The organism is Enterobacter sp. 6722112 (genome assembly GCF_058661685.1).
Genome location: NZ_JBZWGR010000007.1, coordinates 2,439,742 through 2,466,683, shown reverse-complemented (window position 1 = coordinate 2,466,683; position 26,942 = coordinate 2,439,742). Strand labels below are relative to the sequence as shown.

At 56.3% G+C, this 26,942-nt stretch carries 25 protein-coding genes; 23 read left to right on the top strand and 2 right to left on the bottom strand.

Features of this window, described 5'->3' with window-relative positions; all coding sequences use genetic code 11:
* Positions 1-67: 67 nt before the first annotated feature.
* From AC4OVU_RS13280 to otsA, 6 genes are all read left to right on the top strand, one after another.
* Positions 68-625: a DJ-1 family glyoxalase III gene (locus AC4OVU_RS13280; protein ID WP_110292692.1), complete on the top strand. Its 558-nt coding sequence runs from the start codon at positions 68-70 to the stop codon at positions 623-625.
* 316 nt (positions 626-941) lie between these two features.
* Complete coding sequence (araF, locus tag AC4OVU_RS13275) at positions 942-1,931, top strand: arabinose ABC transporter substrate-binding protein AraF (RefSeq protein WP_017384422.1); 990 nt, start codon at positions 942-944, stop codon at positions 1,929-1,931.
* A gap of 71 nt (positions 1,932-2,002) precedes the next feature.
* Positions 2,003-3,517 (top strand): L-arabinose ABC transporter ATP-binding protein AraG, encoded by a 1,515-nt coding sequence (gene araG, locus AC4OVU_RS13270; protein ID WP_110292690.1) that lies wholly within the window; start codon positions 2,003-2,005, stop codon positions 3,515-3,517.
* Between the two features lie 14 nt (positions 3,518-3,531).
* Positions 3,532-4,512, top strand: coding sequence for an arabinose ABC transporter permease AraH (gene araH, locus AC4OVU_RS13265; protein ID WP_003859689.1), 981 nt, complete (start codon positions 3,532-3,534; stop codon positions 4,510-4,512).
* 153 nt (positions 4,513-4,665) lie between these two features.
* Positions 4,666-5,469: a trehalose-phosphatase gene (otsB, locus tag AC4OVU_RS13260; protein ID WP_491928699.1), complete on the top strand. Its 804-nt coding sequence runs from the start codon at positions 4,666-4,668 to the stop codon at positions 5,467-5,469.
* On the top strand, positions 5,444-6,868 hold the full coding sequence (otsA, locus tag AC4OVU_RS13255; protein WP_015570257.1) for an alpha,alpha-trehalose-phosphate synthase: 1,425 nt from the start codon (positions 5,444-5,446) through the stop codon (positions 6,866-6,868). Before otsB ends, otsA begins: the two co-directional genes overlap by 26 nt.
* Positions 6,869-6,883: 15 nt before the next feature.
* On the opposite strand, the gene uspC is transcribed toward otsA, so the two are convergent.
* On the bottom strand, positions 6,884-7,312 hold the full coding sequence (gene uspC / locus AC4OVU_RS13250; RefSeq protein ID WP_017384418.1) for a universal stress protein UspC: 429 nt from the start codon (positions 7,310-7,312) through the stop codon (positions 6,884-6,886).
* Between the two features lie 796 nt (positions 7,313-8,108).
* Between uspC and flhD the strand changes: the two genes are divergently transcribed.
* The 6 genes from flhD (at position 8,109) to cheW (ending at position 13,514) form a co-directional block, all read left to right on the top strand.
* Positions 8,109-8,459, top strand: a complete 351-nt coding sequence (flhD, locus tag AC4OVU_RS13245) for a flagellar transcriptional regulator FlhD (protein ID WP_003859693.1) — start codon at positions 8,109-8,111, stop codon at positions 8,457-8,459.
* 2 nt (positions 8,460-8,461) lie between these two features.
* Positions 8,462-9,040, top strand: a complete 579-nt coding sequence (gene flhC, locus AC4OVU_RS13240; RefSeq protein WP_110292688.1) for a flagellar transcriptional regulator FlhC — start codon at positions 8,462-8,464, stop codon at positions 9,038-9,040.
* A gap of 144 nt (positions 9,041-9,184) precedes the next feature.
* Positions 9,185-10,051 (top strand): flagellar motor stator protein MotA, encoded by an 867-nt coding sequence (gene motA, locus AC4OVU_RS13235; protein WP_152811426.1) that lies wholly within the window; start codon positions 9,185-9,187, stop codon positions 10,049-10,051.
* Positions 10,048-10,977, top strand: coding sequence for a flagellar motor protein MotB (gene motB / locus AC4OVU_RS13230; RefSeq protein WP_017693230.1), 930 nt, complete (start codon positions 10,048-10,050; stop codon positions 10,975-10,977). Before motA ends, motB begins: the two co-directional genes overlap by 4 nt.
* 4 nt (positions 10,978-10,981) lie before the next feature.
* Entirely contained in the window at positions 10,982-12,991 is a 2,010-nt protein-coding gene (gene cheA / locus AC4OVU_RS13225; RefSeq protein ID WP_017384416.1) for a chemotaxis protein CheA, read from the top strand.
* Positions 12,992-13,010: 19 nt separating this feature from the next.
* Entirely contained in the window at positions 13,011-13,514 is a 504-nt protein-coding gene (gene cheW, locus AC4OVU_RS13220) for a chemotaxis protein CheW (RefSeq protein ID WP_003859699.1), read from the top strand.
* A 96-nt stretch (positions 13,515-13,610) separates the two neighbouring features.
* On the opposite strand, the gene AC4OVU_RS13215 is transcribed toward cheW, so the two are convergent.
* The gene (locus tag AC4OVU_RS13215; protein WP_110292687.1) at positions 13,611-14,870 is read right to left on the bottom strand and encodes a dicarboxylate/amino acid:cation symporter; all 1,260 of its coding nucleotides are present in this window, start codon (positions 14,868-14,870) and stop codon (positions 13,611-13,613) included.
* Between the two features lie 427 nt (positions 14,871-15,297).
* On the opposite strand from AC4OVU_RS13215, the gene AC4OVU_RS13210 reads away from it, so the two are divergent.
* The 11 genes from AC4OVU_RS13210 (at position 15,298) to cheZ (ending at position 26,916) form a co-directional block, all read left to right on the top strand.
* The gene (locus AC4OVU_RS13210; protein WP_023303908.1) at positions 15,298-15,870 is read left to right on the top strand and encodes a Csu type fimbrial protein; all 573 of its coding nucleotides are present in this window, start codon (positions 15,298-15,300) and stop codon (positions 15,868-15,870) included.
* A gap of 7 nt (positions 15,871-15,877) precedes the next feature.
* Positions 15,878-16,426 carry a Csu type fimbrial protein gene (locus tag AC4OVU_RS13205; RefSeq protein ID WP_015570265.1) on the top strand — a complete coding sequence of 183 codons (549 nt, stop codon included), beginning with the start codon at positions 15,878-15,880 and terminating at the stop codon, positions 16,424-16,426.
* Between the two features lie 16 nt (positions 16,427-16,442).
* A complete protein-coding gene (locus tag AC4OVU_RS13200) occupies positions 16,443-17,204 on the top strand; it encodes a fimbrial biogenesis chaperone (RefSeq protein WP_032654003.1) in 762 nt (253 codons plus the stop codon).
* Entirely contained in the window at positions 17,180-19,564 is a 2,385-nt protein-coding gene (locus tag AC4OVU_RS13195) for a fimbria/pilus outer membrane usher protein (RefSeq protein ID WP_023303905.1), read from the top strand. The genes AC4OVU_RS13200 and AC4OVU_RS13195 overlap by 25 nt, the downstream gene beginning before the upstream one ends.
* Positions 19,561-20,523, top strand: a complete 963-nt coding sequence (locus tag AC4OVU_RS13190; RefSeq protein WP_017384412.1) for a Csu type fimbrial protein — start codon at positions 19,561-19,563, stop codon at positions 20,521-20,523. Before AC4OVU_RS13195 ends, AC4OVU_RS13190 begins: the two co-directional genes overlap by 4 nt.
* 85 nt (positions 20,524-20,608) lie before the next feature.
* The gene (gene tar / locus AC4OVU_RS13185) at positions 20,609-22,276 is read left to right on the top strand and encodes a methyl-accepting chemotaxis protein II (RefSeq protein WP_023303904.1); all 1,668 of its coding nucleotides are present in this window, start codon (positions 20,609-20,611) and stop codon (positions 22,274-22,276) included.
* A 44-nt stretch (positions 22,277-22,320) separates the two neighbouring features.
* Positions 22,321-23,922, top strand: a complete 1,602-nt coding sequence (tap, locus tag AC4OVU_RS13180) for a methyl-accepting chemotaxis protein IV (protein ID WP_017693235.1) — start codon at positions 22,321-22,323, stop codon at positions 23,920-23,922.
* Between the two features lie 19 nt (positions 23,923-23,941).
* Positions 23,942-24,808 (top strand): protein-glutamate O-methyltransferase CheR, encoded by an 867-nt coding sequence (gene cheR, locus AC4OVU_RS13175; protein WP_017384409.1) that lies wholly within the window; start codon positions 23,942-23,944, stop codon positions 24,806-24,808.
* Positions 24,805-25,854 carry a protein-glutamate methylesterase/protein-glutamine glutaminase gene (locus AC4OVU_RS13170; protein WP_014884341.1) on the top strand — a complete coding sequence of 350 codons (1,050 nt, stop codon included), beginning with the start codon at positions 24,805-24,807 and terminating at the stop codon, positions 25,852-25,854. Before cheR ends, AC4OVU_RS13170 begins: the two co-directional genes overlap by 4 nt.
* A 17-nt stretch (positions 25,855-25,871) precedes the next feature.
* A complete protein-coding gene (gene cheY / locus AC4OVU_RS13165; RefSeq protein WP_000763862.1) occupies positions 25,872-26,261 on the top strand; it encodes a chemotaxis response regulator CheY in 390 nt (129 codons plus the stop codon).
* Between the two features lie 10 nt (positions 26,262-26,271).
* Positions 26,272-26,916, top strand: coding sequence for a protein phosphatase CheZ (cheZ, locus tag AC4OVU_RS13160; protein WP_003859718.1), 645 nt, complete (start codon positions 26,272-26,274; stop codon positions 26,914-26,916).
* The last annotated feature ends 26 nt before the right edge of the window (positions 26,917-26,942 follow it).

The window sequence follows — 26,942 nt, the reverse complement described above, 5'->3', positions numbered from 1 at the left end:
GATTGTGATCTGATAAAGAGTGAAAATGAAACACTGTTTTACATCGTTTCATTCGTTGAGGTTTATGATGGCTAACGTTGCGGTGCTGCTGGCACCCGGTTTTGAAGAAGCAGAAGCGATTATCACGATTGATATTCTGCGGCGTTTACAGATTGAGGTGGAGACGCTGGCCTGTGCGGAGTCCCGTGCGGTAGTGAGTTACCACAATATCCCTATGGTGGCTGACAGTACGTTAACGGAGCGCATTAATACGCTGTATGACGCAGTCGTGTTGCCCGGTGGGCCGCAGGGGAGCGTCAATCTTGCGGCTAGCAAGCAGGTGCTCCGCTTTGTTTCCGCGCATGACGAGCAGGGCAAACTCATCTGCCCAATCTGCTCTGCGGCCGCGCGGGTGCTGGGCGGTAACGGGCTACTGAAGGGGCGTCGCTACGTCTGTTCCGGCGATCTCTGGCAGAGCGTTGATGAGGGTGTATATGTGGATGCGCCGGTCGTGGTGGATAATAACCTCATCAGCGGCAAGGGGCTGGGGCACGCTTTTGACTTTGCGCTGGCGCTCTCTGCTCGTCTGTTGGGTGACGACGCCCCCGTGCGCGATCATGCTGAACACATCTATTACCGCTCGTAATTTTTCTGCCGGGCGCTAAGGCGTCCGGGTTACAGGGATTTCTTAGCTGACCTTATGGATAATCCTGCTTAACTCCCTTCCATTTGTAGGACAATTAGGTCCTTTTTTATGTCATTTTTCGCTGAATTTATGTACGCAATTACTGTAATTCTGCGGTGTGATGTCGCTCTCTTATGGATGATTAATTTCCCGCTAAAACTATCTCCAGCAATAACGCTTATGACGAGGTAAGCGCTAATGCCTTGTTTTAAGTCCGATTAAATAAGTTGTTCGCCATTATTCCCTACAGATAAGAATGCTAAAGCTGGAGTTTACCATGCACAAATTTACTAAAGCGCTGGCGGCCATCGGCCTGGCTGCCGTTATGTCACAATCCGCTATCGCTGAAAATTTAAAGCTCGGTTTTCTGGTTAAACAGCCGGAAGAGCCGTGGTTCCAGACCGAATGGAAATTTGCTGATAAAGCCGGAAAAGATTTGGGATTTGAGGTAATTAAAATCGCCGTACCTGACGGTGAGAAAACGCTGAACGCCATTGATAGCCTGGCGGCCAGCGGCGCGAAAGGTTTCGTTATCTGTACGCCGGATCCAAAACTGGGGTCAGCGATTGCCGCGAAAGCGCGCGGTTACGACATGAAAGTGATTGCGGTGGACGATCAGTTCGTGAACGCCAAAGGTAAACCGATGGATACCGTTCCGCTGGTAATGATGGCGGCCACTAAAATCGGTGAGCGTCAGGGCCAGGAGCTCTACAAAGAGATGCAAAAACGCGGCTGGGATGTCAAAGAGACCGCCGTGATGGCCATTACCGCTGACGAGCTGGACACCGCCCGTCGTCGTACCACCGGGTCCATGGACGCCCTGAAAGCGGCTGGCTTCCCGGAAAAACAGATCTACAAAGTTCCGACCAAATCCAACGATATTCCGGGCGCCTTTGATGCGGCGAACTCCATGCTCGTCCAGCATCCGGAAGTGAAGCACTGGCTGGTGGTGGGGATGAACGACAACACCGTACTGGGCGGCGTGCGTGCAACGGAAGGCCAGGGCTTTAAAGCACCGGACGTGATCGGGATCGGCATCAACGGCGTTGACGCCGTGAGCGAACTGTCTAAAGCGCAGGCGACCGGTTTCTACGGCTCTCTGCTGCCAAGCCCGGATGTCCACGGCTATAAATCCAGCGAAATGCTCTACAACTGGGTGACCAAAGGGGTTGAGCCGCCGAAATTCACCGAAGTGACCGATGTGGTGCTGATCACCCGCGATAACTTCAAAGAGGAGCTGGCGAAAAAAGGACTGGGCGGTAAGTAATACGCTGTGATTGCGCCCCTCACTCACCGTGAGGGGCCAGATGTACACACTACAGGAATCACGGAGTCGTTATGCAACAGTCTGATCCGTATCTCTCTTTCCGCGGCATCGGTAAAACGTTCCCCGGTGTAAACGCGCTGACCGATATCAGCTTCGACTGCTATGCCGGCCAGGTTCACGCCCTGATGGGGGAGAATGGCGCGGGAAAATCCACGCTGCTAAAAATTCTCAGCGGCAACTACACGCCCACCACCGGCACGCTGGCTATTCGCGGCGAAGAGGTGGCCTTTGCCGACACCACGGCAGCGTTAAATGCGGGCGTCGCCATCATCTATCAGGAGCTGCATCTCATTCCTGAAATGACCGTGGCGGAGAACATCTATCTGGGCCAGCTTCCGCATAAAAGCGGCGTGGTCAACCGCTCGCTGCTCAACTATGAAGCGGGCTTGCAGCTCAAGCACCTTGGGCTGGATGTCGATCCGCAAACGCCCCTTAAGTATCTCTCCATCGGCCAGTGGCAGATGGTGGAAATTGCCAAAGCGCTGGCACGTAACGCCAAAATTATCGCTTTTGACGAGCCAACCAGCTCGCTCTCGGCGCGTGAAATAGAAAATCTCTTTCGCGTGATCCGCGAGCTGCGCAAAGAGGGCCGCATCATTCTGTACGTTTCTCACCGAATGGAAGAGATTTTTGCCTTAAGCGATGCCATCACCGTGTTTAAAGATGGCCGCTACGTGCGCACCTTCACCGATATGCAGCAGGTCAACCATGACCAACTGGTGCAGGCGATGGTCGGACGCGATCTGGGGGATATTTACCACTGGAAACCGCGCGAGTATGGCCCTGAGCGTCTGCGTCTGGATAACGTCAAAGCCCCGGGCGTGCGCATGCCCATTTCACTCTCGGTGCGCAGCGGCGAAATCGTCGGGCTGTTTGGCCTTGTGGGGGCAGGGCGCAGCGAGCTGATGAAAGGGCTGTTTGGCGGCACCCGAATAACCCAGGGCCAGGTTTACGTCGACGGGAAAAAGGTCGATATTCAGAAGCCTGCGCAGGCGATTAACGCGGGGATTATGCTCTGCCCGGAGGATCGAAAGGCCGAGGGCATTATTCCGGTGCACTCGGTGCGCGACAACATCAACATCTCTGCCCGGCGCAAGTTCATCCGTGCGGGATGTCTGATTAACGACGGCTGGGAGGCGAGCAACGCGGATCACCATATCCGTTCGCTGAACATCAAAACCCCCGGGGCTGAACAGCTGATCATGAACCTGTCCGGCGGCAATCAGCAAAAAGCCATTCTGGGGCGCTGGCTGTCGGAAGACATGAAGGTCATTTTGCTGGATGAGCCAACGCGCGGTATCGACGTGGGGGCGAAACACGAAATCTATAACGTCATCTATGAACTGGCAAAACGCGGTGTGGCGGTCCTGTTCGCCTCCAGCGATCTGCCTGAGGTGCTGGGCGTCGCCGACCGCATTGTTGTGATGCGTGAAGGTGAAATTGCCGGTGAATTGCTGCATGAACAGGCGAATGAACAACAGGCGTTGAGTCTCGCCATGCCTAAAGTTAGCCAGGCTGTCGCCTGAGTAAGGAGTCAATGATGTCTTCTGTTACTACATCCGGAGCGCCGAAGTCGGCTTTCAGTTTTGGCCGCATCTGGGACCAGTACGGCATGCTGGTGGTCTTTGCTGCCCTGTTCGTCGCCTGCGCGATTTTTGTGCCGAATTTCGCCACGTTCATCAATATGAAGGGGCTGGGGCTGGCTATCTCCATGTCCGGCATGGTGGCCTGCGGAATGCTGTTCTGCCTGGCCTCCGGCGATTTTGACCTGTCGGTTGCCTCGGTGATTGCCTGTGCTGGCGTCACCACTGCCGTGGTGATCAACATGACCGAAAGCCTGTGGATCGGCGTGCTGGCCGGGCTGCTGCTCGGCGTGCTGAGCGGCCTGGTGAACGGGTTTGTCATTGCGCGCCTGAAGATTAACGCCCTGATTACGACGCTGGCAACCATGCAAATCGTGCGCGGTCTGGCCTATATCATCTCCGACGGGAAAGCCGTGGGGATTGAAGATGAGCGTTTCTTCACGCTGGGCTATGCCAACTGGCTGGGGCTGCCTGCGCCAATCTGGCTGACGGTAGGCTGTTTGATCCTGTTCGGTTTCCTGCTTAACCGCACCACCTTTGGCCGTAACACGCTGGCGATTGGCGGCAATGAAGAGGCGGCGCGTCTGGCGGGTGTCCCGGTCGTACGGACCAAGATCATTATCTTCGTGCTTTCCGGGCTGGTATCGGCGGCGGCGGGGATTATTCTGGCGTCGCGTATGACCAGCGGCCAGCCAATGACCTCCATTGGATATGAGCTGATCGTCATCTCAGCCTGCGTTTTAGGGGGCGTTTCCCTCAAGGGCGGCATCGGAAAAATCTCATATGTGGTGGCGGGGATCCTCATTCTGGGGACCGTGGAGAACGCCATGAACCTGCTTAATATTTCTCCGTTCTCTCAGTACGTCGTACGCGGCCTGATCCTGCTGGCAGCGGTGATCTTCGACCGTTACAAGCAAAAAGCGAAGCGTACCGTCTGATTTATTTTTAGCCATCAATATGCTCAACTATTAACCATAGTTGACCCCCTGACCGGCCCGCCAGTTTTGCTGACGGGCCGGTTGCCAAATGGCGAGCACCGTCACACTGTCTATACTTACATGGCTGTTTTGTTCACTGTAAGGAGGATTAGGGTGGCTGACTTGTTAACCGCACCGCCTGTACTGCCCGGAAAATTTGCTTTCTTTTTTGACCTCGACGGGACGCTCGCCGGGATTGAACCGCATCCGGATGACGTCGTTGTACCGGACACGGTGTTAGAGAATTTGCAGCAGCTCTCCCGACAGAACGAGGGGGCACTGGCATTGATTTCAGGGCGCTCAATGGCCGAGCTGGACGTGCTCGCCAGTCCTTATCACTTTCCGCTGGCCGGTGTGCACGGAGCGGAGCGCCGCGATATCCATGATCAACTGCATATAGTTTCACTCCCCGACACGCTGATTCAGGCGCTGCATACGCAACTCTCTTCGGCTCTGGAAATGCTTCCCGGTACGGAACTGGAAGCCAAAGGCATGGCCTTTGCGCTGCACTACCGTCAGGCGCCCCATCATGAGGCGGCGATATTTGCGGTGGCAAGAAGCGTGGCGGAAGCCCATCCGGAGCTGGCGTTACAGCCGGGTAAATGTGTGGTCGAGATTAAACCGGCAGGAATTAATAAAGGCGCTGTCATTGCAGCGTTTATGGCGGAAGCGCCGTTCAAAGGGCGTACGCCAGTCTTTTTTGGGGATGACCTGACCGACGAGGCCGGGTTCAGGGTGGTAAACCAGGCCCAGGGCATGTCTGTCAAGGTTGGATCTGGTGAAACCATTGCCGGATGGCGGCTGGAAAATGTCGCCAGCGTCTGGCAGTGGATATCTGACGTCGCTAACCAGCAACAACAACAAATAGCGCAAAACAACGGGAGAAATCATTATGGGTCGCTTAGTCGTCGTCTCTAATCGCATCGCACCGCCGGATGATAAAAAAGCCAGTGCCGGTGGCCTGGCGGTCGGGGTATTAGGTGCCCTCAAAGCCGCGGGTGGTCTCTGGTTTGGCTGGAGCGGGGAAATCAGTAATGATGAGAAACCGCTAAAAAAGGTGTCACGGGGCAATATCACGTGGGCCTCCTTCGCCCTTAGCGAGAAGGACTACGATGAATATTATTCCGAGTTCTCAAACGCCGTGCTGTGGCCAGCGTTTCACTATCGTCTGGATCTGGTGAAATTCCAGCGTGAATCCTATGAAGGCTACATGCGCGTTAACGCGCTGCTGGCAGATAAACTGCTGCCGCTAATCGAAGAAGACGATATTTTATGGATCCACGATTACCATCTGCTGCCCTTCGCCAGGGAGCTGCGTAAACGGGGTGTGAAGAACCGGATCGGCTTCTTCCTGCATATTCCGTTCCCGACCCCGGAGATCTTTACGGCGCTGCCGCAGCATGATGAAATTCTTGAAGCATTGTCTGATTACGACCTGCTCGGTTTCCAGACGGAAAATGACAGGCTGGCGTTCCTCGACAGCGTGTCGGGTAAAACCCGGCTGGTCACTCACGGCGGCAAATCTCACACCGCGTGGGGACGAAATTTCCATACCGAAGTCTACCCGATTGGTATTGAGCCAGACGAAATCGCCGAGCAGGCCTCTGGTCCGCTGCCGCCGAAGCTTGCCCAGCTCAAGGACGAACTCAAGCACGTTAAGAATATCTTTTCGGTTGAACGACTGGATTATTCCAAAGGGTTGCCGGAGCGATTCCTCGCTTATGAAACCCTGCTGGATAAATTCCCGCAGCATCACGGCAAGATCCGCTATACCCAGATAGCGCCGACCTCGCGCGGTGAGGTTCAGGCTTACCAGGATATTCGTCACCAGCTGGAGACCGAAGCAGGGCGCATCAACGGGCGCTATGGTCAGCTTGGCTGGACTCCACTTTTCTATCTGAATCAGCACTTTGAGCGCAAAATCCTGATGAAAGTGTTCCGCTATGCGGACGTCGGGCTGGTCACCCCGCTGCGCGACGGGATGAATCTGGTGGCAAAAGAGTATGTAGCAGCACAAGATCCTGCTGACCCGGGCGTGCTGGTGCTGTCCCAATTTGCCGGTGCGGCAAACGAGTTAACCTCCGCGCTGATTGTGAACCCTTACGATCGCGATGACGTGGCAAATGCCCTGAACCGCGCGTTAACCATGCCGCTTGCGGAACGTATTTCACGTCATTCAGAAATGATGGAGACCATCGTTAAGAATGATATCAACCGCTGGCAGGCGCGTTTTATTGACGATTTGCGCGCGATCCAGCCGCAAACTCAGGAAGGTGATCTGCAAAAAAAGATCGCGACCTTCCCTAAACTCGCCTGATTTTCTCCGGGGGCATTAATTGCCCCCGAGAGGCACCAGCAGGACATCCACCTGGCTTGACGAAACGATGGATTTTGCCGAGCATGCCGCCCGGGAAAAAAAGCTCTGGTTATGATTTCCGCAAATGACCAGGTCAACATTCTGTTTCTGACAAATGTCGAGAATATGTCCACTTAACTCGCCGGTGGCAATCACCGTCTGGTGGACAGGATATTTTGCCCGCTCAACCAGCTCGCGCAGAAATTGCTGCGTTTCCTCCTGAAGAACCTCACGAATATCTTCCAGCATTGGCGCTGCCAGTTGATTATACATTTCGGGTTCAGCAGCCAGGGTAATCAGACTTATGCGGGCATTATTCGGGCGGGCAATGGAAACGGCACGGGCGACGAGTTGATGACTTTCGGGGGAAACCGCAACAGAAACAAGAAGATGGGAGTAACTCATCACACACTCCTTTTATGTCAGAATGACACGTTTCTCAAGCTTTACCGCGAATCTGCCGCTTCTGCAAGAGGCACATGCGACAATAGTGTGAAGCTTATCATAATTATTCATTAATTATTCTTATAAGAAGAATAACGAAATGGGGACGCTAAATGAAAGTAATTAACAACTTAACGTAAATCACACATTTAGCCTTCCGTGCTGTTAAATCGCGTTAACCGATCGTCAACGCAAGCATGATGGTTACCCATGGAAACTTTTTTCTCGAAAGGAAAACTTAAGCTGCTGTTTTTACTTAATTAACTCCGTCTCTTCTCTGGCGTTCGCGCCCGTTGTGACGCGAAAGGGCAGTGCTTCTTCGACGTAGCAATTTTCATACCCGATCCCCTCATCCCTCTGCATGAGTATTCGTTCCATAAGAATATAAACAAGCTTCAGTTGCTCAATAAATAGTCAAATTACAAGTCACGCTGATGGATTTATGGGTTACATTCGCGTAAATTATGTGACGGAGATCACATTTTTTTTAAATTCCAGGGGGGGCTGCATTGTATGTGTCAAAACTGACGAGTAGAGTTTGCGTCGAATTAGGAAAAATCTTAGTTATTTGTAAGAAAAGATAAAATGTGTAACCGACATTTTGGCCATGTTAACCGGTCACGCGCTTTACGACGTACAAACCTAAATTCAACTATGCATTTGGCCTTTTCTTTTTATACCGGGTGATTTCCCGGCGACATCACGGGGTGCGGTCTTTCCGCATAAAAATAATAGTTGGTTATTCGGGATGGGAAAAATGCATACATCCGAGTTGCTAAAACATATTTATGACATCAATTTGTCGTATTTATTGCTCGCGCAGCGTTTGATTAGTCAGGACAAACCGTCAGCGATGTTTCGTCTGGGTGTTAACGAAGAGATGGCAACCATGCTGGGTGGATTAACCCTCCCGCAAATGGTCAAGCTGGCTGAAACCAATCAACTTGTCTGCCAGTTCCGTTTTGATAACCCGCAGACTATTACGCGTCTGACTCAGGAATCCCGCGTGGACGATCTGCAACAGATCCACACCGGTATTCTTCTCTCCACCCGCCTGCTCAACGAAATCAGCCAGCCTGATGACGTAGCCCGGAAGAAAAGGGCTTAACAATGAGCGAAAAAAGCATTGTTCAGGAAGCCCGTGATATCCAGCTGGCGATGGAACTCATCACGCTCGGTGCGCGTTTACAAATGCTGGAAAGCGAGACGCAGCTGAGCCGTGGTCGTCTGATCAAGCTGTACAAAGAATTGCGTGGTAGCCCGCCGCCAAAAGGCATGCTGCAGTTTTCGACTGACTGGTTCATGACCTGGGAGCAGAACATCCATGCTTCCATGTTCTGTAACGCCTGGCAGTACCTGCTTAAAACGGGCTTATGCAGCGGCGTTGATGCCGTGATCAAAGCCTACAAACTTTACCTTGAGCAATGCCCGCAGCAGGAAGAGGGACCCCTGCTGGCGCTGACCCGCGCCTGGACGCTGGTGCGTTTTGTTGAAAGCGGAATGCTTGAATTGTCCCGCTGCAACTGCTGTGACGGCAATTTCATTACCCACGCGCACCAGCCTGCGGGCAGCTTCGCCTGTAGTTTGTGCCAGCCTCCATCCCGAGCCGTAAAAAGACGTAAACTTTCCCGGGATGCTGCCGATATTATTCCACAACTGCTGGATGAACAGATCGAACACGCTGTTTAACCCGAACCTGTGGGCAAGATTCCAGCAGCGGTAAGCGATTACCGCTGCTTTTTTTTACCCTGCGTTCAGGTCATGCGCTCGAAATGAACGTCCTGCCATAGTCACTAGCGGAAGGATGATGTCGTGCTTATCTTATTAGGTTAGCTGGTAGTTCTCGGTACAGTTTTCGGCGGTTACATGATGACCGGCGGGCACCTTGGAGCACTCTATCAACCGGCTGAACTTGTCATCATCGGCGGTGCAGGGGTAGGGGCTTTTATCGTTGGTAACAACGGCAAATCGATCAAGGGCACGCTGAAGGCGATTCCGCTGCTGTTTCGTCGCTCGAAATACACCAAAAGCATGTATATGGATCTGCTGGCGCTGCTCTATCGCCTGATGGCGAAGTCACGTCAGCAGGGGATGTTCTCGCTGGAGCGGGACATCGAAAACCCGAAAGAGAGTGAAATTTTCGCCAGCTACCCGCGTATTCTGGCCGACGCGATGATGCTCGATTTTATCGTCGATTACCTGCGACTGATCATCAGCGGCAACATGAACACCTTCGAAATTGAAGCCCTGATGGACGAAGAGATCGAAACCCACGAGAGCGAGTCCGAAGTACCGGCCAACAGCCTGGCGCTGGTGGGCGACTCGCTTCCGGCGTTCGGCATCGTGGCGGCGGTCATGGGCGTCGTTCATGCCCTGGCCTCGGCGGATCGCCCGGCGGCTGAACTGGGGGCGCTGATTGCCCACGCGATGGTGGGGACGTTCCTCGGTATTTTACTGGCCTACGGCTTTATCTCCCCGCTGGCGAGCGTGCTGCGCCAGAAGAGCGCCGAAACCACCAAAATGATGCAGTGCGTGAAAATTACGCTGCTCTCAAACCTCAACGGCTATGCGCCACCGATTGCCGTCGAATTTGGTCGTAAGACGCTTTACTCCAGCGAACGTCCGTCGTTTATCGAACTGGAAGAGCACGTGCGCGCGGTGAAAAACCCTAACCAACAGACGACAACTGAGGACGCATGAAAAACCAGTCCCATCCGATCGTCATCGTAAAAAAGCGCAAGCATAAGGGGCACGGGCACGGTTCTCACGGCTCCTGGAAGATCGCGTACGCCGACTTTATGACCGCCATGATGGCCTTCTTTCTGGTGATGTGGCTAATCTCCATCTCCAGCCCGAAAGAGCTTATTCAGATTGCGGAATATTTCAGAACGCCGCTGGCGACGGCGGTTACCGGCGGGCCGCGCATTTCTAACAGCGACAGCCCGATCCCCGGCGGCGGTGACGATTACACCCAGCAGCAGGGTGAAGTGAAAAAACAGCCTAACATCGACGAGCTGAAAAAAAAGATGGAGCAGGCGCGTCTGAAAAAACTGCGCGGTGACCTGGATCAGCTGATTGAAGCAGACCCTAAGCTGCGCGCGCTGCGTCCGCATCTGAAAATTGACCTGGTACAGGAAGGGCTGCGTATTCAGATCATCGACAGCCAGAACCGGCCGATGTTTAAAACCGGCAGCGCCGACGTGGAGCCCTACATGCGCGATATTCTGCGTGCGATTGCACCGGTGCTGAACGGTATTCCAAACCGCATTAGCCTGTCCGGACACACGGATGATTTCCCGTACGCCACGGGAGAGAAAGGATACAGCAACTGGGAGCTTTCTGCCGATCGCGCCAACGCCTCGCGTCGCGAGCTGGTGGCGGGTGGGCTTGATGATGGCAAGGTCCTGCGCGTGGTCGGCATGGCTGCAACCATGCGCCTTACCGACCGCGGACCGGATGACGCCATCAACCGTCGTATCAGTCTTTTAGTGCTGAACCAGCAGGCGGAGCAGGCCATCCTGCATGAAAACGCCGAAAGTCAGAATGAGTCACTGGACGATTTAAAACAGCCTGGGGCCGTCCCTTCGGCTGCCGTTCCAACATCGCCACCAGCCAATCCGAGGTGATAGCGTGAGCATGGATATTACCGATTTTTACCAGACATTTTTTGATGAAGCCGACGAATTGTTGGCCGATATGGAGCAACATTTGCTGGATCTGGTGCCCGAGGCACCGGACTCAGAACAGCTCAATGCCATCTTCCGTGCGGCGCATTCCATTAAAGGCGGTGCCGGAACGTTTGGATTTACCATTTTGCAGGAAACCACCCATTTAATGGAAAACCTGCTGGATGAAGCACGACGCGGTGAGATGCAGCTCAATACCGACATTATCAACCTGTTTTTGGAAACGAAAGATATTATGCAGGAACAGCTCGACGCCTATAAAAGTTCGGCAGAGCCTGATGCCGCCAGCTTTGAATACATCTGCAACGCGCTGCGTCAGTTAGCGCTGGAAGCCAAAGGTGAGGCGTCTGCGCCCGCTGTCCCTGCGGCAAAACTGAGCGTTGTTGACGCCGTGGCCGAACCCGATACGGCGCCTGACGCGCCCGCAGGAAAACTGCGCGTGGTGCTGTCACGTCTGAAGGAGAACGAGGTCAACCTGCTGGAAGAGGAGCTGGGGAACCTGGCGACGCTCAGCAACGTGGTGAAGGGCAAAGACAGCCTGGCCGCGACGCTCGACGGCGGGATCGGCCAGGATGACATCGTGGCGGTGCTCTGCTTCGTGATTGAAGCGGATCAGATTGCGTTTGAAACCGAGGCGGCGGCCGTTGAAGCGCCTGCTCCGGCAGAGAATACCCCTGCGGTAGTTGCCGCTGCCCCGGCCCTGAAAGCCGTGCCAAAAGAGACGGCCGCTCCGGCCCGCGGTGAAAAACCAGCGGCGCGTTCCAGCGAGTCCACGAGCATTCGCGTGGCGGTGGAGAAAGTGGATCAGCTGATCAACCTGGTGGGTGAACTGGTCATCACCCAGTCGATGCTGGCCCAGCGCTCCAACGAGCTGGACCCGGTGACCCATGGCGATCTCATCACCAGCATGGGCCAGTTACAACGTAACGCCCGCGATTTGCAGGAATCGGTGATGTCCATCCGCATGATGCCGATGGAATATGTCTTCAGCCGCTTCCCGCGCCTGGTGCGCGACCTGGCCGGCAAGCTCAACAAACAGATCGAACTCACGCTGATGGGCAGCTCCACCGAGCTGGACAAGAGCCTGATTGAACGCATTATCGATCCGTTAACGCACCTGGTGCGTAACAGCCTCGACCACGGCATCGAGCTGCCGGAAAACCGCGTAGCAGCTGGAAAATCGCCCGTGGGCAACCTGATCCTGTCAGCGGAACATCAGGGCGGCAACATCTGCATCGAAGTGACCGATGATGGCGCCGGCCTGAACCGCGAGCGCATTCTGGCGAAGGCGATTTCGCAGGGAATGGCGGTTAACGAAAACATGACCGACGAAGAGGTGGGCATGCTGATTTTTGCCCCGGGCTTCTCAACCGCAGAGCAGGTCACCGACGTTTCCGGCCGCGGCGTGGGCATGGACGTGGTGAAACGTAACATTCAGGAGATGGGCGGTCACGTTGAGATCCAGTCTAAGCAGGGCGCGGGCACCACGATTCGTATCCTGTTGCCGCTGACGCTGGCCATTCTTGACGGCATGTCCGTTAAAGTGGCGGACGAAGTCTTTATTCTGCCGCTGAACGCGGTGATGGAGTCCCTCCAGCCGCGTGAAGAAGATCTGCATCCGCTGGCGGGCGGCGAGCGCGTGCTCGAAGTGCGCGGCGAGTACCTGCCGCTGGTGGAACTGTGGAAAGTGTTTGAAGTGGACGGGGCAAAAACCGAGGCCACGCAGGGTATCGTTGTGATCCTGCAAAGCGCCGGACGCCGCTACGCGCTGCTGGTCGATCAGCTGATTGGTCAGCATCAGGTGGTGGTTAAGAACCTGGAAAGTAACTACCGCAAAGTGCCGGGGATCTCTGCTGCCACCATCCTGGGTGATGGTAGCGTCGCGCTGATCGTCGATGTATCGGCACTTCAGGGATTAAATCGTGAACAACGTGTGGCGAACACAGCCGCCTGATTAAGTAAAAGGTAATAACATGACCGGTATGAGTAACGTAACGAAACTGGCGGGCGAGCCATCTGGACAGGAATTCCTGGTTTTCACTTTAGGGGATGAAGAGTACGGTATCGACATCCTGAAAGTGCAGGAAATTCGCGGTTACGACCAGGTAACGCGCATTGCGAACACGCCAGCGTTTATCAAGGGTGTGACCAACCTGCGCGGTGTGATTGTGCCTATCGTGGACCTGCGCGTGAAGTTTAGCCAGGGCGATGTGGAGTACAACGATAACACGGTGGTGATCGTCCTGAATCTGGGGCAGCGCGTGGTGGGGATCGTGGTGGATGGCGTGTCTGATGTGCTGTCGCTGACCGCCGATCAAATCCGTCCTGCGCCGGAGTTTGCGGTCACGCTGTCGACGGAATACCTGACGGGGCTGGGTGCGCTCGGCGAGCGTATGCTGATTCTGGTGAATATTGAGAAGCTGCTGAACAGCGAAGAGATGGCGCTGCTGGATATCGCGGCGAATCATGTAGCATAAAACAAAGCCGGGTGGCGGCTTCGCCTTACCCGGCCTACAAATGGCTCGAACACGTAGGCCGGGTAAGCGTCAGCGCCACCCGGCTCTTTTGTAACCTTACGCCTCCTGCTCCACCAGCGCTGCTTCCGCTTCCCGCGCCCCTTCATTCTGCGACAGCATCGCCGTTGCAATCCCGTTCCCCAGCACGTTGATGGCCGATCGTCCCATATCCAGGAAATGGTCAATCCCCATCAGGAGCAGGATCCCGGCCACCGGAATGTTAAAGCTCGGAATGGTCGCCGCCAGCACCACCAGCGACGAGCGCGGTACGCCCGCAATCCCTTTCGAGGCCAGCATCAACGTTAACATTAGCACCGTCACCTCGGTGAAACTCAGGTGAATGTTGTATGCCTGGGCGATAAACATCGAGGCGAACGAGCAGTACACCATGGAGCCGACCAGGTTAAACGAGTAGCCGATCGGCAGGACGAAAGAGGCGATATTACGTGAACAGCCGAAGCGCGCTAACTGCTCCAGCGTTTTCGGGTATGCCGCTTCTGAGCTGCTGGTGGTAAACGCGACCAGCACCGGATCTTTCAGCATCGCCACCAGACGGAAAATCTCTTTTTTCAGTACCATGTAACCTACCGCCAGCAATACCAGACAGGTCAGAAGGATCGCCACATAGTAACCGCCAATGAACGAGGCATAGTTCAGCAAAATGCCCAGACCCTGAGTGGCAATCACGGACGAAATCGCGGCAAAAATGGCCAGCGGCGCAACGTACATCACGTAGCCCGTCACTTTCAGCATAATGTGGGAGACCACATCCAGCGCCGCCACCAGCGGGGAGTTGAATTTTTGACCTAATGACGCGCCGCCGATGCCGAAGAACATCGAGAAGACCACAATTTGCAGGATCTCATTGTTCGCCATCGCGCCGGCAATGCTGGTTGGAATGGTGTGTGACAGGAAGGCTTTCAGCGACATCCCGCTAACGGCCAGGCCGGTATCAACCGTCTCTGTCGGAATGCTCAGGTTCAGACCGCTGCCGGGTTGTTCAAGGGTAACAATAAACAGCCCCACCAGAATGGAAAGCACGGATGAGCTGATAAACCACACCATCGCTTTACCCCCGACGCGTCCAATCGTCGACGTTTCACCCAGCTTCATAATGCCCACCGTCAGGGTGCTGAACACCAGCGGGGCAATCACCATCTTAATCAGCCGCAGGAAAATATCGGTCAGCAGGGTGATGTTCTCCGACCAGGCCTGTATCGCGTCGGGCGAAGCATACTCATGGATTGCCGCACCTGAAAGAATGCCCGCCAGCATGAAAATCACGATGAAGAGCGTGAGTTTGTTTGCACTTGCCACAAAAAGATCCTCTATGCGCTAAAAGAGTTTCCTGCGTCAATGCATACAAAATTTTTATTTAAGCGCAGGAAAATATTCGGGGCATAAATTGAAGTAAAGCTGCGTGAGTTACAACTTGTTTTTAATTTTTATGAAATTCGTTGTTTTTACAATGACGATATATTGTGACGCGGATCACATGACAGGCGATATATCCTCAAATTAAGCAAGAATAATGCCCGTTTTATTTTGCTAACTCTTTGTAATGTTTGTTAATAGTCTGTTAATTGGAGGGCGGGTGTCTCACCTTCGTTGAAAGTGGTTGAAGCGTGAACCATAAACTAAATTCTCAGTAACCGCGCCGGGGAATGTTTAAGCGGAGCTAACATATTGAACAGTATGAATAAAATAGGGCAAGCGAACCATTATTTCTTCTGGAGGGTGGTAAATGAAAAGAAAACTTCTTTTTATCTGCGCGGGTACACTGCTGTCGGCGGCGACTGTCGGTCAGGCGCTGGCAGTCACCAGTAGCGGTACTATCGGGGCGACGCTGACGCTGACGAACGGTTGTTTGATCAACGGCTCGCCAACGCAAAACGGCATTAACTTCGGGACACTCGATTTCGGGACCCATCCTGCGACATTCTCCACCCTGACAACCCAGTTAACCGGAGCCAGCGGCGGAAACACCTTTACCATTCAATGTACCACTGCCAGTTACACGGTGGCGATCACCGGCAACACCAACGCGACCGCACCCGGAACCGTTGTTGGCACCCCTGGCACACCCGCCCGCTATCTGGTGAACACCGCCAATGCGGCACAGGGCGTGGCATACAGCCTCTATAGCGACAGCGGGTACAATAACGTGATCGCTAACAACGCCGCGTTGCCCGTAGCTTCCACAGCGGGCGGGGTGAACAGCTATACCCTCTACGGGCGCATAACGGGCGGCGGCAATAGCGTAACGGTTGTACCGGGAACCTATACCGACACGATTAACGTCAGCGTCACCTACTGATTCAGCCATGAAGGCATTGTGTTTATGTCTGCGCGAAAGCGCAGAGGGCGTCGTGCACCCTTTTTTGGCTCTGATCGTCGCGCTGATGATGATCTGCGACGCCGGGGCGGTAACCTCCCAGTCCTTCAGGGTGAGCGCGACGGTAGTACCAGGGTGCTCGGTGAGTACCGGCACGGGCGGGCGCTTTGGGACGCTGGATTTTGGAACCCGCAATGGCGTGGACAACACGCCGGTCAGCACCAGCTTTGTCGCCGACGGCGCGTTGTCCATCGCCTGCACGCCGGGCGTGGCGCTGAGCATGAGCATTGACGGCGGCCAGAATTACAGCTCGGTGCGACGGATGACGCGTTCAGGCGGGACCGAAGTTGTTGGTTACCGGCTCTATAGCAGCAGCTCTCTGGCGGCGAACAGTGAAATTGGGGTTAACCAGGCCATACCGATTACCTATACCAACAGCAATAACATCGCGCTGCCTCTTTTTGGCGTCGCGCTCCTGACGGGGTTTAGCCTGCCGGGAACATATTCAGATCAACTCACCGTGACCTTGTCATGGTAGGAAAGGGAGAACATCGATGAAGCCATTTTTCAGGCGATCGGGCCTGGTGGGTCTGTTGGGGGCAACGGCTCTGGCAGCGGGCCAGGCGCAGGCAGCGGCAACCATTCTTCTGTGGCCCATCGATCCGTGGCTGTCGGCAGAGGCCAGAGCAACTGAATTGTGGATCCAGAATCAGGGCAACAGCGCCACGACAATGCAGGTGCGTATTGTGCGCTGGAAGCAGGAGGGAGGATATGAGCGATACACCGCCCAGCAGGATGTGGTTGCCAGCCCGCCGATCGTGACCATCGCCAAAGGCAGTAAACAGCTTATTCGCCTCATCAAGCAGGGGACGATCCCGTCGGGGGTTGAGCAGGCTTACCGCATTATTGTGGATGAAATTCCCCAGCCGGATGCCAAAGCGGAACCGTCCATGGGCCTCAAACTGCAAATGCGCTATTCGATTCCTTTATTTGTTTATGGGCAGGGGATCCCCACCCTCAACGAAGGGGCGCACCACGCGCTGGCGAACACGCAACAGCTGAGCTGGCGGGTCGTTCAGGAGGGGGGGAAACCCGCGTTTCAGGTCCGTAATCAGGGGGATGTTCACGTCCGGCTCAGCCAGGTTGCGGTTGAGCAGGGCGGGCAAAAACGCACGGTTGCCGAGGGGCTGCTGGGTTATGTGCTGCCAGGCAGCACCCGAAGCTGGCCGCTTCCGGCAGGGATTTATCAGCCGAACCGGATGAGCGCGCAAATTAATGCCAGGGATACGCAATGGCAATCGACGCCCGTCAACTGAAACCGGCGATGATGATCCTGCTTTGCGTCAGTACCAGCGCCTTTGCCGAAACCGGCGACGACAGTTTACCGCCGCCGCCGGATGCACGGACGATGAACGGCGAAGCAGTATTCCAGCTCGCCCTGGTGCTGAACCACTATGACACGGGTCTGGTGGTGCCGGTGACGCAGCGTGAGGGCGCCTGGTTTATTTCGGGCGCGGATTTGCTCCGCGCCGGGCTGCCGCCCGCGCATGTGCCAGCCGGAGAGGTGAATCTCTCGACGCTTACGTCGGTACGCGCAGAGTACGACAGCACGGCCCAGCGCCTGTTGCTGACGGTCCCCCGGGACTGGGTTGCCGCGCGGATCACGCCTTTCAGTGAGCAGAGCACGCAAAGCAAACCGCACTATGGCCGCGGCGCGCTGCTCAATTACGACGTTTATACCAATCATTCCGAACACACGGGCGGCCAGGCGTCGGTCTGGCACGAGTTCCGTTATTTCAATGAGGATTATTCATTTTCATCGACGGGCTACGCCCGGCAGAATTTCACCGGTAACAGCGGACAGCAGGAAGGGTATGTGCGTTATGACTCTACGTTACTGATCACCAACGAAGAGGATGCCACCACCTGGTCCGCCGGGGACGTCATCAGCGATGCGCTGAGCTGGAGCACCAGCGTGCGCATGGGCGGGATCAGCTACGGGCGCGACTTCTCCCTGCGTCCGGATCTGGTGACCTGGCCACTGCCCGCGTTTTCCGGCGAGGCGGCCGTCCCGACCTCGGTCGATCTCTTTATTAATGGCTACCGTTCCGGCTCCACCCGCCTTCAGCCGGGGCCGTTTACCCTCACCAATCTGCCGTATATCAACGGTGCCGGAGATGCGGTACTGGTTACCACGGATGCGCTGGGACGTCAGGTGAGTACCACGCTGCCGTTTTATGTCAGCAGCGATCTGCTTAAGCAGGGGTTAAGCGACGGCGCCGTGACGCTGGGCAGCCTGCGGCGTAACTACGGTATTGAGAATTTTGACTATGGCCCGGCGGCGGGCAGCGGATCGTACCGCTACGGGGTGACCGACTGGCTGACGCTGGAGGGGCATGCGGAAGGGGCGGAGTCGCTGGCGCTCGGCGGTGCGGGCACGGTGCTGAAGCTCGGGCGTTTTGGCGTGGTAAATACCTCGTGGACCCAAAGCCGCATGCGCGGCGATAGCGGCGGCCAGATAAACTGGGGCTATCAGTACAACACCAGCGAGTTTAGCGTAGCGACCCAGCATACCCGACGCGACCGTGGCTTCGGCAATCTCGCCCTGTACGATCAGCCCACCGTTTATGATGAAAATGATAACCCCGTTGCCAGCCTGAGCCGCAATACCGACCAGTATTCCTTAACCTTTAACCTCGGCGGATACGGCAATATCGGCGCGGCGTGGATCGGCGTTGAGAGTTTTGACAGCCAGAAAACTGAACTGCTCAACCTCTCCTGGAGCCGTAATCTGTGGGGCTCAAGCAGTATTTATCTGGCTGCCAGCCGTGACCAGCAGCGAGGCGACTGGACGGTTGCGCTGTCGTTGCAGGTTCCCCTCGGCGAACGTGACAGCGCCGCCGTCACCTTTGAAAACACCCCTGACGCAGGCAGCACTCAACGCATTAACTACAACCACTCGATGCCTTCAGACGGCGGCTTTAGCTGGAACATGGCCTGGGCCAACCAGTCGCGGTCGAGTAACTATCAGCAGGCCACGCTCGGCTGGCGGAATAACAACGTGGAGCTACAGGGCGGCGGCTACGGTGAGAAGGGCATGATGACCTGGTGGGGCGAGGCGATGGGCTCTGTCGTGCTGATGGACGGTGAGCTGTTTGCGGCGAACAAAATCAACGATGCGTTTGTGGTGATCAGCACCGACGGTCATCCGGATGTTCCCGTCAGCTACGAAAACCAGCCGGTCGGAAAAACCAATAACAAAGGCTATCTGCTGGTGAGCGGCGTTTCCGCCTATTACCCGGCAAGTTACCGCATTGATACCCTGAACTTACCTGCGGATACCCGGCTGAAAGAGACCGAGCGTCGGGTGGCGATTCGTCGGCATAACGGTTATCTGGTGGATTTCCCGATGGAGCAGGAGCGGGTTGCCAGCGTGATCCTGCACGATGCGCAGGGCAATGCGATCCCGGTAGGAAGCCAGGTCAGACGCGCGTCCCGCAGCAGCGCGGTTGTCGGCTACGACGGCCTCGCCTGGCTGGAAAACCTCAACGACGTGAATCCGCTCGAGGTCATCACCCCGGAGGGTAAACGCTGTACGGCAACGCTGACCGTTGGCGCAAACCCTGAACATAAGCTGCAAACCTACGGTCCGCTGACCTGTCGGGAGGCGCCGTGAGACGCCTGTTAATCGCGCTCCTGCTGCTGTGCTCCGGCGGCAGCTGGGCGGCCTGTACCGTCAGTACGGTGAATGCCTCGTTTGGCAGCGTCACCTCGTTCGCACTCAGCGGCACCGGGGAAGTGGAAACGACGGGCACGCTGGTGGTGACCTGCGATACCGTTCTCAACCTGTTAACTAACGACTCGGTGACGCTGAATTACACCTCGGCATCCGTCTTCGCGAATAGCCGGGCGACCATGAAGCGTACGGACAACGCGGCTATTACCGATGTCATCCCTGCGCGGCTGTGCGGGGCGTCCGGCTGCGGCGGAAACAGTGAAATACAAATCAGCAAAGCCTATACCTGGAGCGGAAACACGCTGCTCGGGCTGCTGGGTTCAAGGCGCTACAACATTCCCCTTTATTTCCGGACCGTAATGGGGCAGAACGTCACCGCCGGGCCGTATCAGGTGTTGTTAACGTTCAGCATTAACTACAACGTGTGCGCCGTTGGCGCGGTCGGAGCGTGCCTGACCCCGCAAACCGGTACGGCAACCACCTCGATCCTCCTCAACATGACCGTCACCAACGATTGCAGCACCATGACCACGCCGGACGTGAATTTTAACAGCGCGCCGCTGGTGCAAAATTTTCCCACCGTTTCACAGTCGGTTGCCGTCACCTGCACCAAAGGCAGCACCTACACCATAGGCATTAATAATGGGGCAAATGCCCTGAACAACGTGCGTCGTATGGTCAGCGGCAGCAACTTCATGAGTTACGACATCTACAAAGAGGCGACCAGCAACCGCTGGGGTAGCAGCGGCAGCGAGCGCTGGGCCAGCGCCAGCTCATCGCAGGTCAGTACGGACGGGCTTTTACGTACCTACAACTACACCGCCAAAGTTCTGACCAGCCAGGCCACGCCGCCTGCCGGAACCTATACCGACACGCTGATTGTCGACGTCGCATTCTGACTCCCGCGCTTTTCCCTTTCGCAAATGTAAAGTTCCTGTGGCCTGTGCCGATAACACCGTTAATAAATCTATGAGAAGGTGTTGTATGTTGAACCGTATCCGCGTTGTCACAATGCTTATGATGGTGCTGGTCATTTTCGCACTTCTTCAGCTTACTTCTGGCGGCCTCTTTTTCTCGTCGTTAAAACAGAACCAGGACAGCTTCGCGGCCTCGAACGATTTGCGTATGCAGCAAAGCGAACTGACCACGACCTGGGATCTGATGTTGCAGACGCGTATCAACCTGAGCCGCTCGTCTGCCCGCATGATGATGGACCCAAATAACCAGCAGAGCAGCGCAAAAACGGAACTGCTGAAGAATGCGCGCGCCACGCTGGCAGACGCGGCGAAACATTACGACGCCTTCAAAAAAATCGCCCCTCAGCCGGCAATGGCGCAGGCGAGCGCGAACATAGATGAAAAATATCAGGCCTACTTCGCCGGCCTCACGGAGCTGGTGCAGTTCCTGGAGATGGGCAATATGGACGCCTATTTCGCGCAGCCGACCCAGGGAATGCAGAACGCCCTCGGCGCGGCACTCGGCGAGTACGCTAAAGCCAGCGGCGAGCTTTATCACTCCGCGTTCACGCAAAGCCAGAACGACTACCGTTTCGCGAAATGGCAGATGGCGGTTCTCGCCCTCGCGCTGGTCATCGTACTGGTGGCCGTGTGGTACGGCATTCGTCATATCCTGCTTAACCCGCTTGGCCGCGTCATTGCCCATATCCGTGATATTGGCCGGGGCGATCTCACGAAAACGCTGACCGTTTCTGGCCGCAATGAGATCACCGAGCTGGCAACCAGCGTCGACCATATGCAGCGTTCGCTGATTGATACCGTCGCCAACGTGCGCGAGGGGGCGGATGCCATCTATACCGGCACGAGTGAAATCGCGATGGGCAACAACGATCTCTCGTCCCGTACCGAACAGCAGGCATCCGCTCTGGAAGAGACGGCGGCCAGCATGGAGCAGCTCACCGCGACCGTGAAGCAGAATGCCGACAATGCCCGCCAGGCGTCGCAGCTTGCAGAAAGCGCGTCCGACACCGCCCAGCGCGGCGGTCGGGTGGTCGACGGCGTGGTGAAAACCATGCATGACATTGCCGACAGCTCGAAGAAAATCGCCGACATCATCAGCGTAATCGACGGTATCGCCTTCCAGACCAATATCCTGGCGCTGAACGCGGCCGTTGAAGCGGCGCGTGCGGGCGAGCAGGGGCGCGGGTTTGCCGTGGTCGCCGGCGAAGTGCGTAACCTCGCCAGCCGCAGCGCCAATGCGGCGAAAGAGATCAAAGCCCTGATTGAAGACTCTGTTTCACGCGTGGATACCGGCTCGGTGCTGGTGGAAAGTGCGGGTGAAACCATGAATGACATCGTGAATGCCGTGACGCGCGTGACGGACATCATGGGTGAAATCGCCTCTGCATCGGATGAGCAGAGTCGTGGTATTGACCAGGTCGCCCTGGCGGTATCGGAAATGGATCGTGTGACGCAGCAAAACGCCGCCCTGGTGCAGGAGTCCGCTGCCGCGGCCGCTGCGCTGGAGGACCAGGCGAGCCGCCTGAAAATGGCCGTCTCGGCGTTCCGTCTTACTTCAAAAACGACAAATACGGTCAGCTCGCGGTCGGCGTACAGCGAAGCAACCCCGGCGCCCGTGACAACACGTACGCGCGCAGCGGTGACCGGACAAGATGAAAACTGGGAAACATTTTGACTGACAATTAAACCGCGGCTGCTTGCCGCTTGATGGGAGCGTGGATGTTAAATCGTATTCGTATCTCGACCACACTGTTTTTGATTCTGATCCTGTGTGGGGTTTTGCAGGTTGGCAGTAACGGGTTGTCTTTCTGGGCGTTTCGCGATGGCTATCAGAATTTGCAGGAAGTTGAGACGAGTAATCAGCAGCGCTCCGCACTGGCACAAACGCGTGCCGTGCTGTTGCAGGCAAGCACTGCGCTGAACAAAGCAGGGACGTTAACCGCGCTGAGCTATCCGCCGGAGGATATTAAGGCGCTGATGGTCGTGGCCCGCAGCAGCCTGAAGCAGGCCGACGCGCAGTTTAAGGCCTTTACGGCGCAGGAGGCGGTCAGTGAGAAAGAGAAAGCGCTGAAAGTCGCCATGAAAAAGACCTTTGATGTGTGGTACGGCGATCTCGACCATCAGGCGACGTGGCTGGAGAACAACCAGCTTTCTGACTTCCTGACCGCGCCGGTGCAGGCGTCTCAGGCGGCGTTCGACGGCAGCTTTAACGCCTGGCAGCAGGATATTAACCAGTTTGTGGCGCGTGCCGGTGCGGACAGCCGTACCAGCTACCGCATGTCAGGGGCGATTTTCCTGACCATGGTGATCCTGGCCGCCCTGCTGACCGGCGGCTCGCTGTGGTGGTCGCGCAAAATGATCGTCCAGCCGCTGGCCATCGTCAGCAGCCACTTCGACAGTATGGCGAAGGGCGATCTGGCGCGTCCGGTGGCCGTGTATGGCAGGAATGAAATATCAGCGATTTTCGCCAGCCTGAAGGCGATGCAGGGGTCGCTGCGGGAAACGGTAAGCAACGTTCGCCAGGGCAGTTACGCCATGCATACCGGGATCTCCGAGATTGCGGCAGGCAATAACGATCTCTCATCCCGCACCGAACAGCAGGCGGCATCGCTGGCGCAGACGGCGGCCAGCATGGAGCAACTGACCGCGACGGTAAGCCAGAACGCCGATAACGCGCGTCAGGCGTCCGACTTGTCAAAACAGGCGGCGATGACGGCGAAACGTGGGGGCGATCAGGCCTCTCACGTCGCCAGCACGATGCAGGAGATTGCCGCCAGCTCGCAGAAAATTGGCGACATTATCAGCGTCATCGACGGTATCGCGTTCCAGACCAATATTCTGGCGCTGAACGCGGCCGTTGAAGCGGCGCGTGCCGGGGAGCAGGGGCGCGGGTTCGCGGTGGTTGCCGGTGAAGTCCGAAACCTCGCCAGCCGCAGCGCCAATGCGGCGAAAGAGATCAAAGGGCTGATAGAAGAGTCGGTCTCCCGCGTTCAGCAGGGCTCCGCGCTGGTGGATACCGCCGCGCAGACCATGCACGAGATTGTCACCTCCGTGACGCGGGTTAACGACATTATGGGCGAGATTGCCTCGGCGTCTGATGAACAACGCCGTGGTATTGAGCAGGTGGCGCAGGCCGTTACACAGATGGATCAGGTTACGCAGCAGAACGCCTCACTGGTGGAAGAGGCGGCGGCGGCTACCGATCAGCTGGCAAACCAGGCGGATCACCTTACCGGGTTGGTCGCCGTATTTAATGTGAAAGAGCACGTTGAAGCAGTAACAGAAGTCGGACGGTCACAGGCCGTGCCCGTTGTATCCTGAATGTGATTAAGAAGGCGCTATGACATCACCCATGCCCTCAGGGCAAACGTCATTATTGTTGCAGATGACACAGCGCCTCGCGCTGTCCGACGCGCATTTTCGTCGGATATGTCAGTTAATCTACCAGCGTGCGGGGATCGTGCTTGCGGACCATAAGCGAGACATGGTCTACAACCGGCTGGTGCGGCGCTTGCGTACGCTGGGGCTGGATGATTTTGGCCGCTATCTGAGCATGCTCGAAGCGAACCAGAACAGCGCCGAATGGCAGGCATTTATCAACTCATTAACCACCAACCTGACCGCGTTTTTCCGCGAGGCGCATCACTTCCCGGTGCTGGCGGAACACGCCCGTCGCCGTAGCGGAGAGTATCGCGTCTGGAGCGCGGCGGCCTCTACCGGGGAAGAGCCGTACTCGCTGGCCATCACCCTGGCGGACACCCTGGGCATGGCGCCGGGCCGCTGGAAAGTGTACGCCAGCGACATCGATACCGAAGTGCTGGAAAAAGCCCGTAACGGCGTTTATCGCCAGGATGAGCTTAAAACGCTGTCTCCTCAGCAGCTACAGCGTTACTTCATGCGCGGTACCGGCCCGCATGAAGGACTGGTGCGCGTACGCCAGGAGCTGGCGAACTGCGTGGAATTTGCTCCCGTTAATTTACTGGATAAGCAGTACAACGTGCCGGGGCCATTCGACGCCATTTTTTGCCGTAACGTGATGATCTATTTTGATAAAACGACGCAGCAGGACATCCTGCGTCGCTTTGTTCCGTTGCTCAAGCCTGACGGTTTACTGTTTGCCGGGCACTCGGAAAACTTCAGCAACCTCGTGCGTGAGTTTAGCCTGCGTGGGCAAACGGTATATGCGCTGAGTAAGGAAAAAGCATGAGTAAAATCAGGGTATTGTCTGTCGATGATTCGGCGCTGATGCGTCAGATCATGACCGAAATCATCAATAGCCACAGCGATATGGAGATGGTGGCGACAGCACCCGATCCGCTGGTCGCGCGGGATTTAATCAAAAAATATAACCCCGACGTGCTGACGCTGGATGTTGAAATGCCGCGCATGGATGGCATCGATTTCCTGGAAAAATTAATGCGCCTGCGCCCGATGCCGGTGGTGATGGTGTCATCTCTGACCGGTAAAGGTTCAGAAATCACCCTGCGCGCGCTGGAGCTGGGGGCGGTGGATTTTGTCACCAAGCCGCAGCTCGGCATTCGCGAGGGGATGCTGGCGTACAGCGAGATGATCGCCGAGAAAATCCGTACCGCGTCGCGCGCAAAACTCGCGGCCCACAAGCCGATGGCAGCTCCGGCAACCCTGAAGGCAGGGCCGTTACTCAGCTCGGAAAAGTTGCTGGTCATTGGGGCGTCAACCGGAGGAACAGAGGCAATTCGCCATGTACTCCAGCCATTGCCGCTCTCAAGCCCGGGTATTCTGATCACGCAACATATGCCGCCAGGGTTTACCCGTTCGTTCGCGGAGCGCCTGAATAAGCTGTGCCAGATCAGCGTGAAAGAGGCGGAAGACGGCGAGCGCGTGCTGCCGGGACATGCGTATATCGCCCCGGGTGACAAGCACATGGAGCTGGCGCGCAGCGGGGCGAACTATCAAATCAAAATTCATGACGGGCCGCCGGTTAACCGGCACCGCCCGTCGGTGGATGTGCTGTTTCATTCGGTGGCGAAACATGCGGGGCGCAACGCCGTTGGGGTGATCCTGACGGGGATGGGCAACGACGGCGCCGCCGGAATGCTTGCGATGCACCAGGCTGGCGCCTGGACGATTGCGCAGAATGAAGCAAGTTGTGTGGTGTTCGGCATGCCGCGCGAGGCCATCAATATGGGTGGCGTAAGCGAAGTGGTCGATCTTAGCCAGGTAAGCCAGCAGATGCTGGCGAAAATCAGTGCCGGACAGGCAATACGTATTTGACTCAGGAGTATTATTTTATGGCGGATAAAGAGCTTAAGTTTTTGGTTGTGGATGACTTTTCCACCATGCGTCGCATTGTGCGCAACCTGCTGAAAGAGCTGGGCTTCAACAATGTTGAAGAAGCAGAAGACGGGGTGGATGCGCTGAACAAACTCCAGGCTGGCGGGTTTGGTTTTGTGATTTCCGACTGGAACATGCCGAACATGGACGGTCTCGAACTGCTGAAAACCATCCGCGCGGATGCGGGCATGGCCTCTTTGCCGGTGCTGATGGTGACCGCAGAAGCGAAGAAAGAGAACATTATTGCCGCTGCACAGGCGGGCGCAAGCGGCTACGTGGTGAAGCCATTCACCGCGGCGACTCTGGAAGAGAAGCTCGGGAAGATCTTCGAGAAACTCGGCATGTGAGGTGATGGATATGTTGCAACCTGCTATGAAACCCGTTGAAGAACATTCGCCGAGCGACATTATTGCCCGCATTGGTAGCCTGACCCGCATGCTGCGCGACAGCCTGCGTGAGCTGGGGCTGGACCAGGCTATCGCCGAAGCGGCGGAAGCCATCCCTGACGCGCGCGACCGTCTGGACTACGTCGTACAGATGACCGCGCAGGCGGCCGAGCGTGCGCTGAACAGCGTTGAAGCCTCGCAGCCGCACCAGGATGCGATGGAGAAGGGGGCGAAAGCGCTGAGCAAACGCTGGGATGAGTGGTTTGAGAACCCTATTGAGCTGGCGGATGCCCGCGAACTGGTAACGGATACCCGTCAGTACCTGGGTGACGTGCCGGGCCACACCAGCTTCACCAATGCCCAGCTGCTGGACATCATGATGGCACAGGATTTCCAGGACCTCACCGGCCAGGTGATCAAGCGCATGATGGATGTGATTCAGGAGATTGAACGTCAGCTGCTGATGGTACTGCTGGAGAACATACCGGAACCGGCTGCCCGTCCGAAACGCGAGAACGAAAGCCTGCTCAATGGTCCACAGCTTGACACCAGCAAAGCGGGCGTGGTGGCAAGCCAGGATCAGGTGGACGATCTGCTGGACAGTCTTGGTTTCTGATTGCCCGTTTTGCCTCAGGTCGTTAA

Excerpts from the sequence above, each read along its gene's own strand:
- AC4OVU_RS13280 (WP_110292692.1), top strand. The coding sequence starts at position 68 with ATGGCTAACGTTGCGGTGCTGCTGGCACCCGGTTTTGAAGAAGCAGAA.
- araF (WP_017384422.1), top strand. The coding sequence starts at position 942 with ATGCACAAATTTACTAAAGCGCTGGCGGCCATCGGCCTGGCTGCCGTT.
- araG (WP_110292690.1), top strand. The coding sequence starts at position 2,003 with ATGCAACAGTCTGATCCGTATCTCTCTTTCCGCGGCATCGGTAAAACG.
- araH (WP_003859689.1), top strand. The coding sequence starts at position 3,532 with ATGTCTTCTGTTACTACATCCGGAGCGCCGAAGTCGGCTTTCAGTTTT.
- otsA (WP_015570257.1), top strand. The coding sequence starts at position 5,444 with ATGGGTCGCTTAGTCGTCGTCTCTAATCGCATCGCACCGCCGGATGAT.
- uspC (WP_017384418.1), bottom strand. The coding sequence starts at position 7,312 with ATGAGTTACTCCCATCTTCTTGTTTCTGTTGCGGTTTCCCCCGAAAGT.
- flhD (WP_003859693.1), top strand. The coding sequence starts at position 8,109 with ATGCATACATCCGAGTTGCTAAAACATATTTATGACATCAATTTGTCG.
- flhC (WP_110292688.1), top strand. The coding sequence starts at position 8,462 with ATGAGCGAAAAAAGCATTGTTCAGGAAGCCCGTGATATCCAGCTGGCG.
- motB (WP_017693230.1), top strand. The coding sequence starts at position 10,048 with ATGAAAAACCAGTCCCATCCGATCGTCATCGTAAAAAAGCGCAAGCAT.
- cheW (WP_003859699.1), top strand. The coding sequence starts at position 13,011 with ATGACCGGTATGAGTAACGTAACGAAACTGGCGGGCGAGCCATCTGGA.
- AC4OVU_RS13210 (WP_023303908.1), top strand. The coding sequence starts at position 15,298 with ATGAAAAGAAAACTTCTTTTTATCTGCGCGGGTACACTGCTGTCGGCG.
- AC4OVU_RS13205 (WP_015570265.1), top strand. The coding sequence starts at position 15,878 with ATGAAGGCATTGTGTTTATGTCTGCGCGAAAGCGCAGAGGGCGTCGTG.
- AC4OVU_RS13200 (WP_032654003.1), top strand. The coding sequence starts at position 16,443 with ATGAAGCCATTTTTCAGGCGATCGGGCCTGGTGGGTCTGTTGGGGGCA.
- AC4OVU_RS13195 (WP_023303905.1), top strand. The coding sequence starts at position 17,180 with ATGGCAATCGACGCCCGTCAACTGAAACCGGCGATGATGATCCTGCTT.
- tar (WP_023303904.1), top strand. The coding sequence starts at position 20,609 with ATGTTGAACCGTATCCGCGTTGTCACAATGCTTATGATGGTGCTGGTC.
- tap (WP_017693235.1), top strand. The coding sequence starts at position 22,321 with ATGTTAAATCGTATTCGTATCTCGACCACACTGTTTTTGATTCTGATC.
- cheR (WP_017384409.1), top strand. The coding sequence starts at position 23,942 with ATGACATCACCCATGCCCTCAGGGCAAACGTCATTATTGTTGCAGATG.
- AC4OVU_RS13170 (WP_014884341.1), top strand. The coding sequence starts at position 24,805 with ATGAGTAAAATCAGGGTATTGTCTGTCGATGATTCGGCGCTGATGCGT.
- cheY (WP_000763862.1), top strand. The coding sequence starts at position 25,872 with ATGGCGGATAAAGAGCTTAAGTTTTTGGTTGTGGATGACTTTTCCACC.
- cheZ (WP_003859718.1), top strand. The coding sequence starts at position 26,272 with ATGTTGCAACCTGCTATGAAACCCGTTGAAGAACATTCGCCGAGCGAC.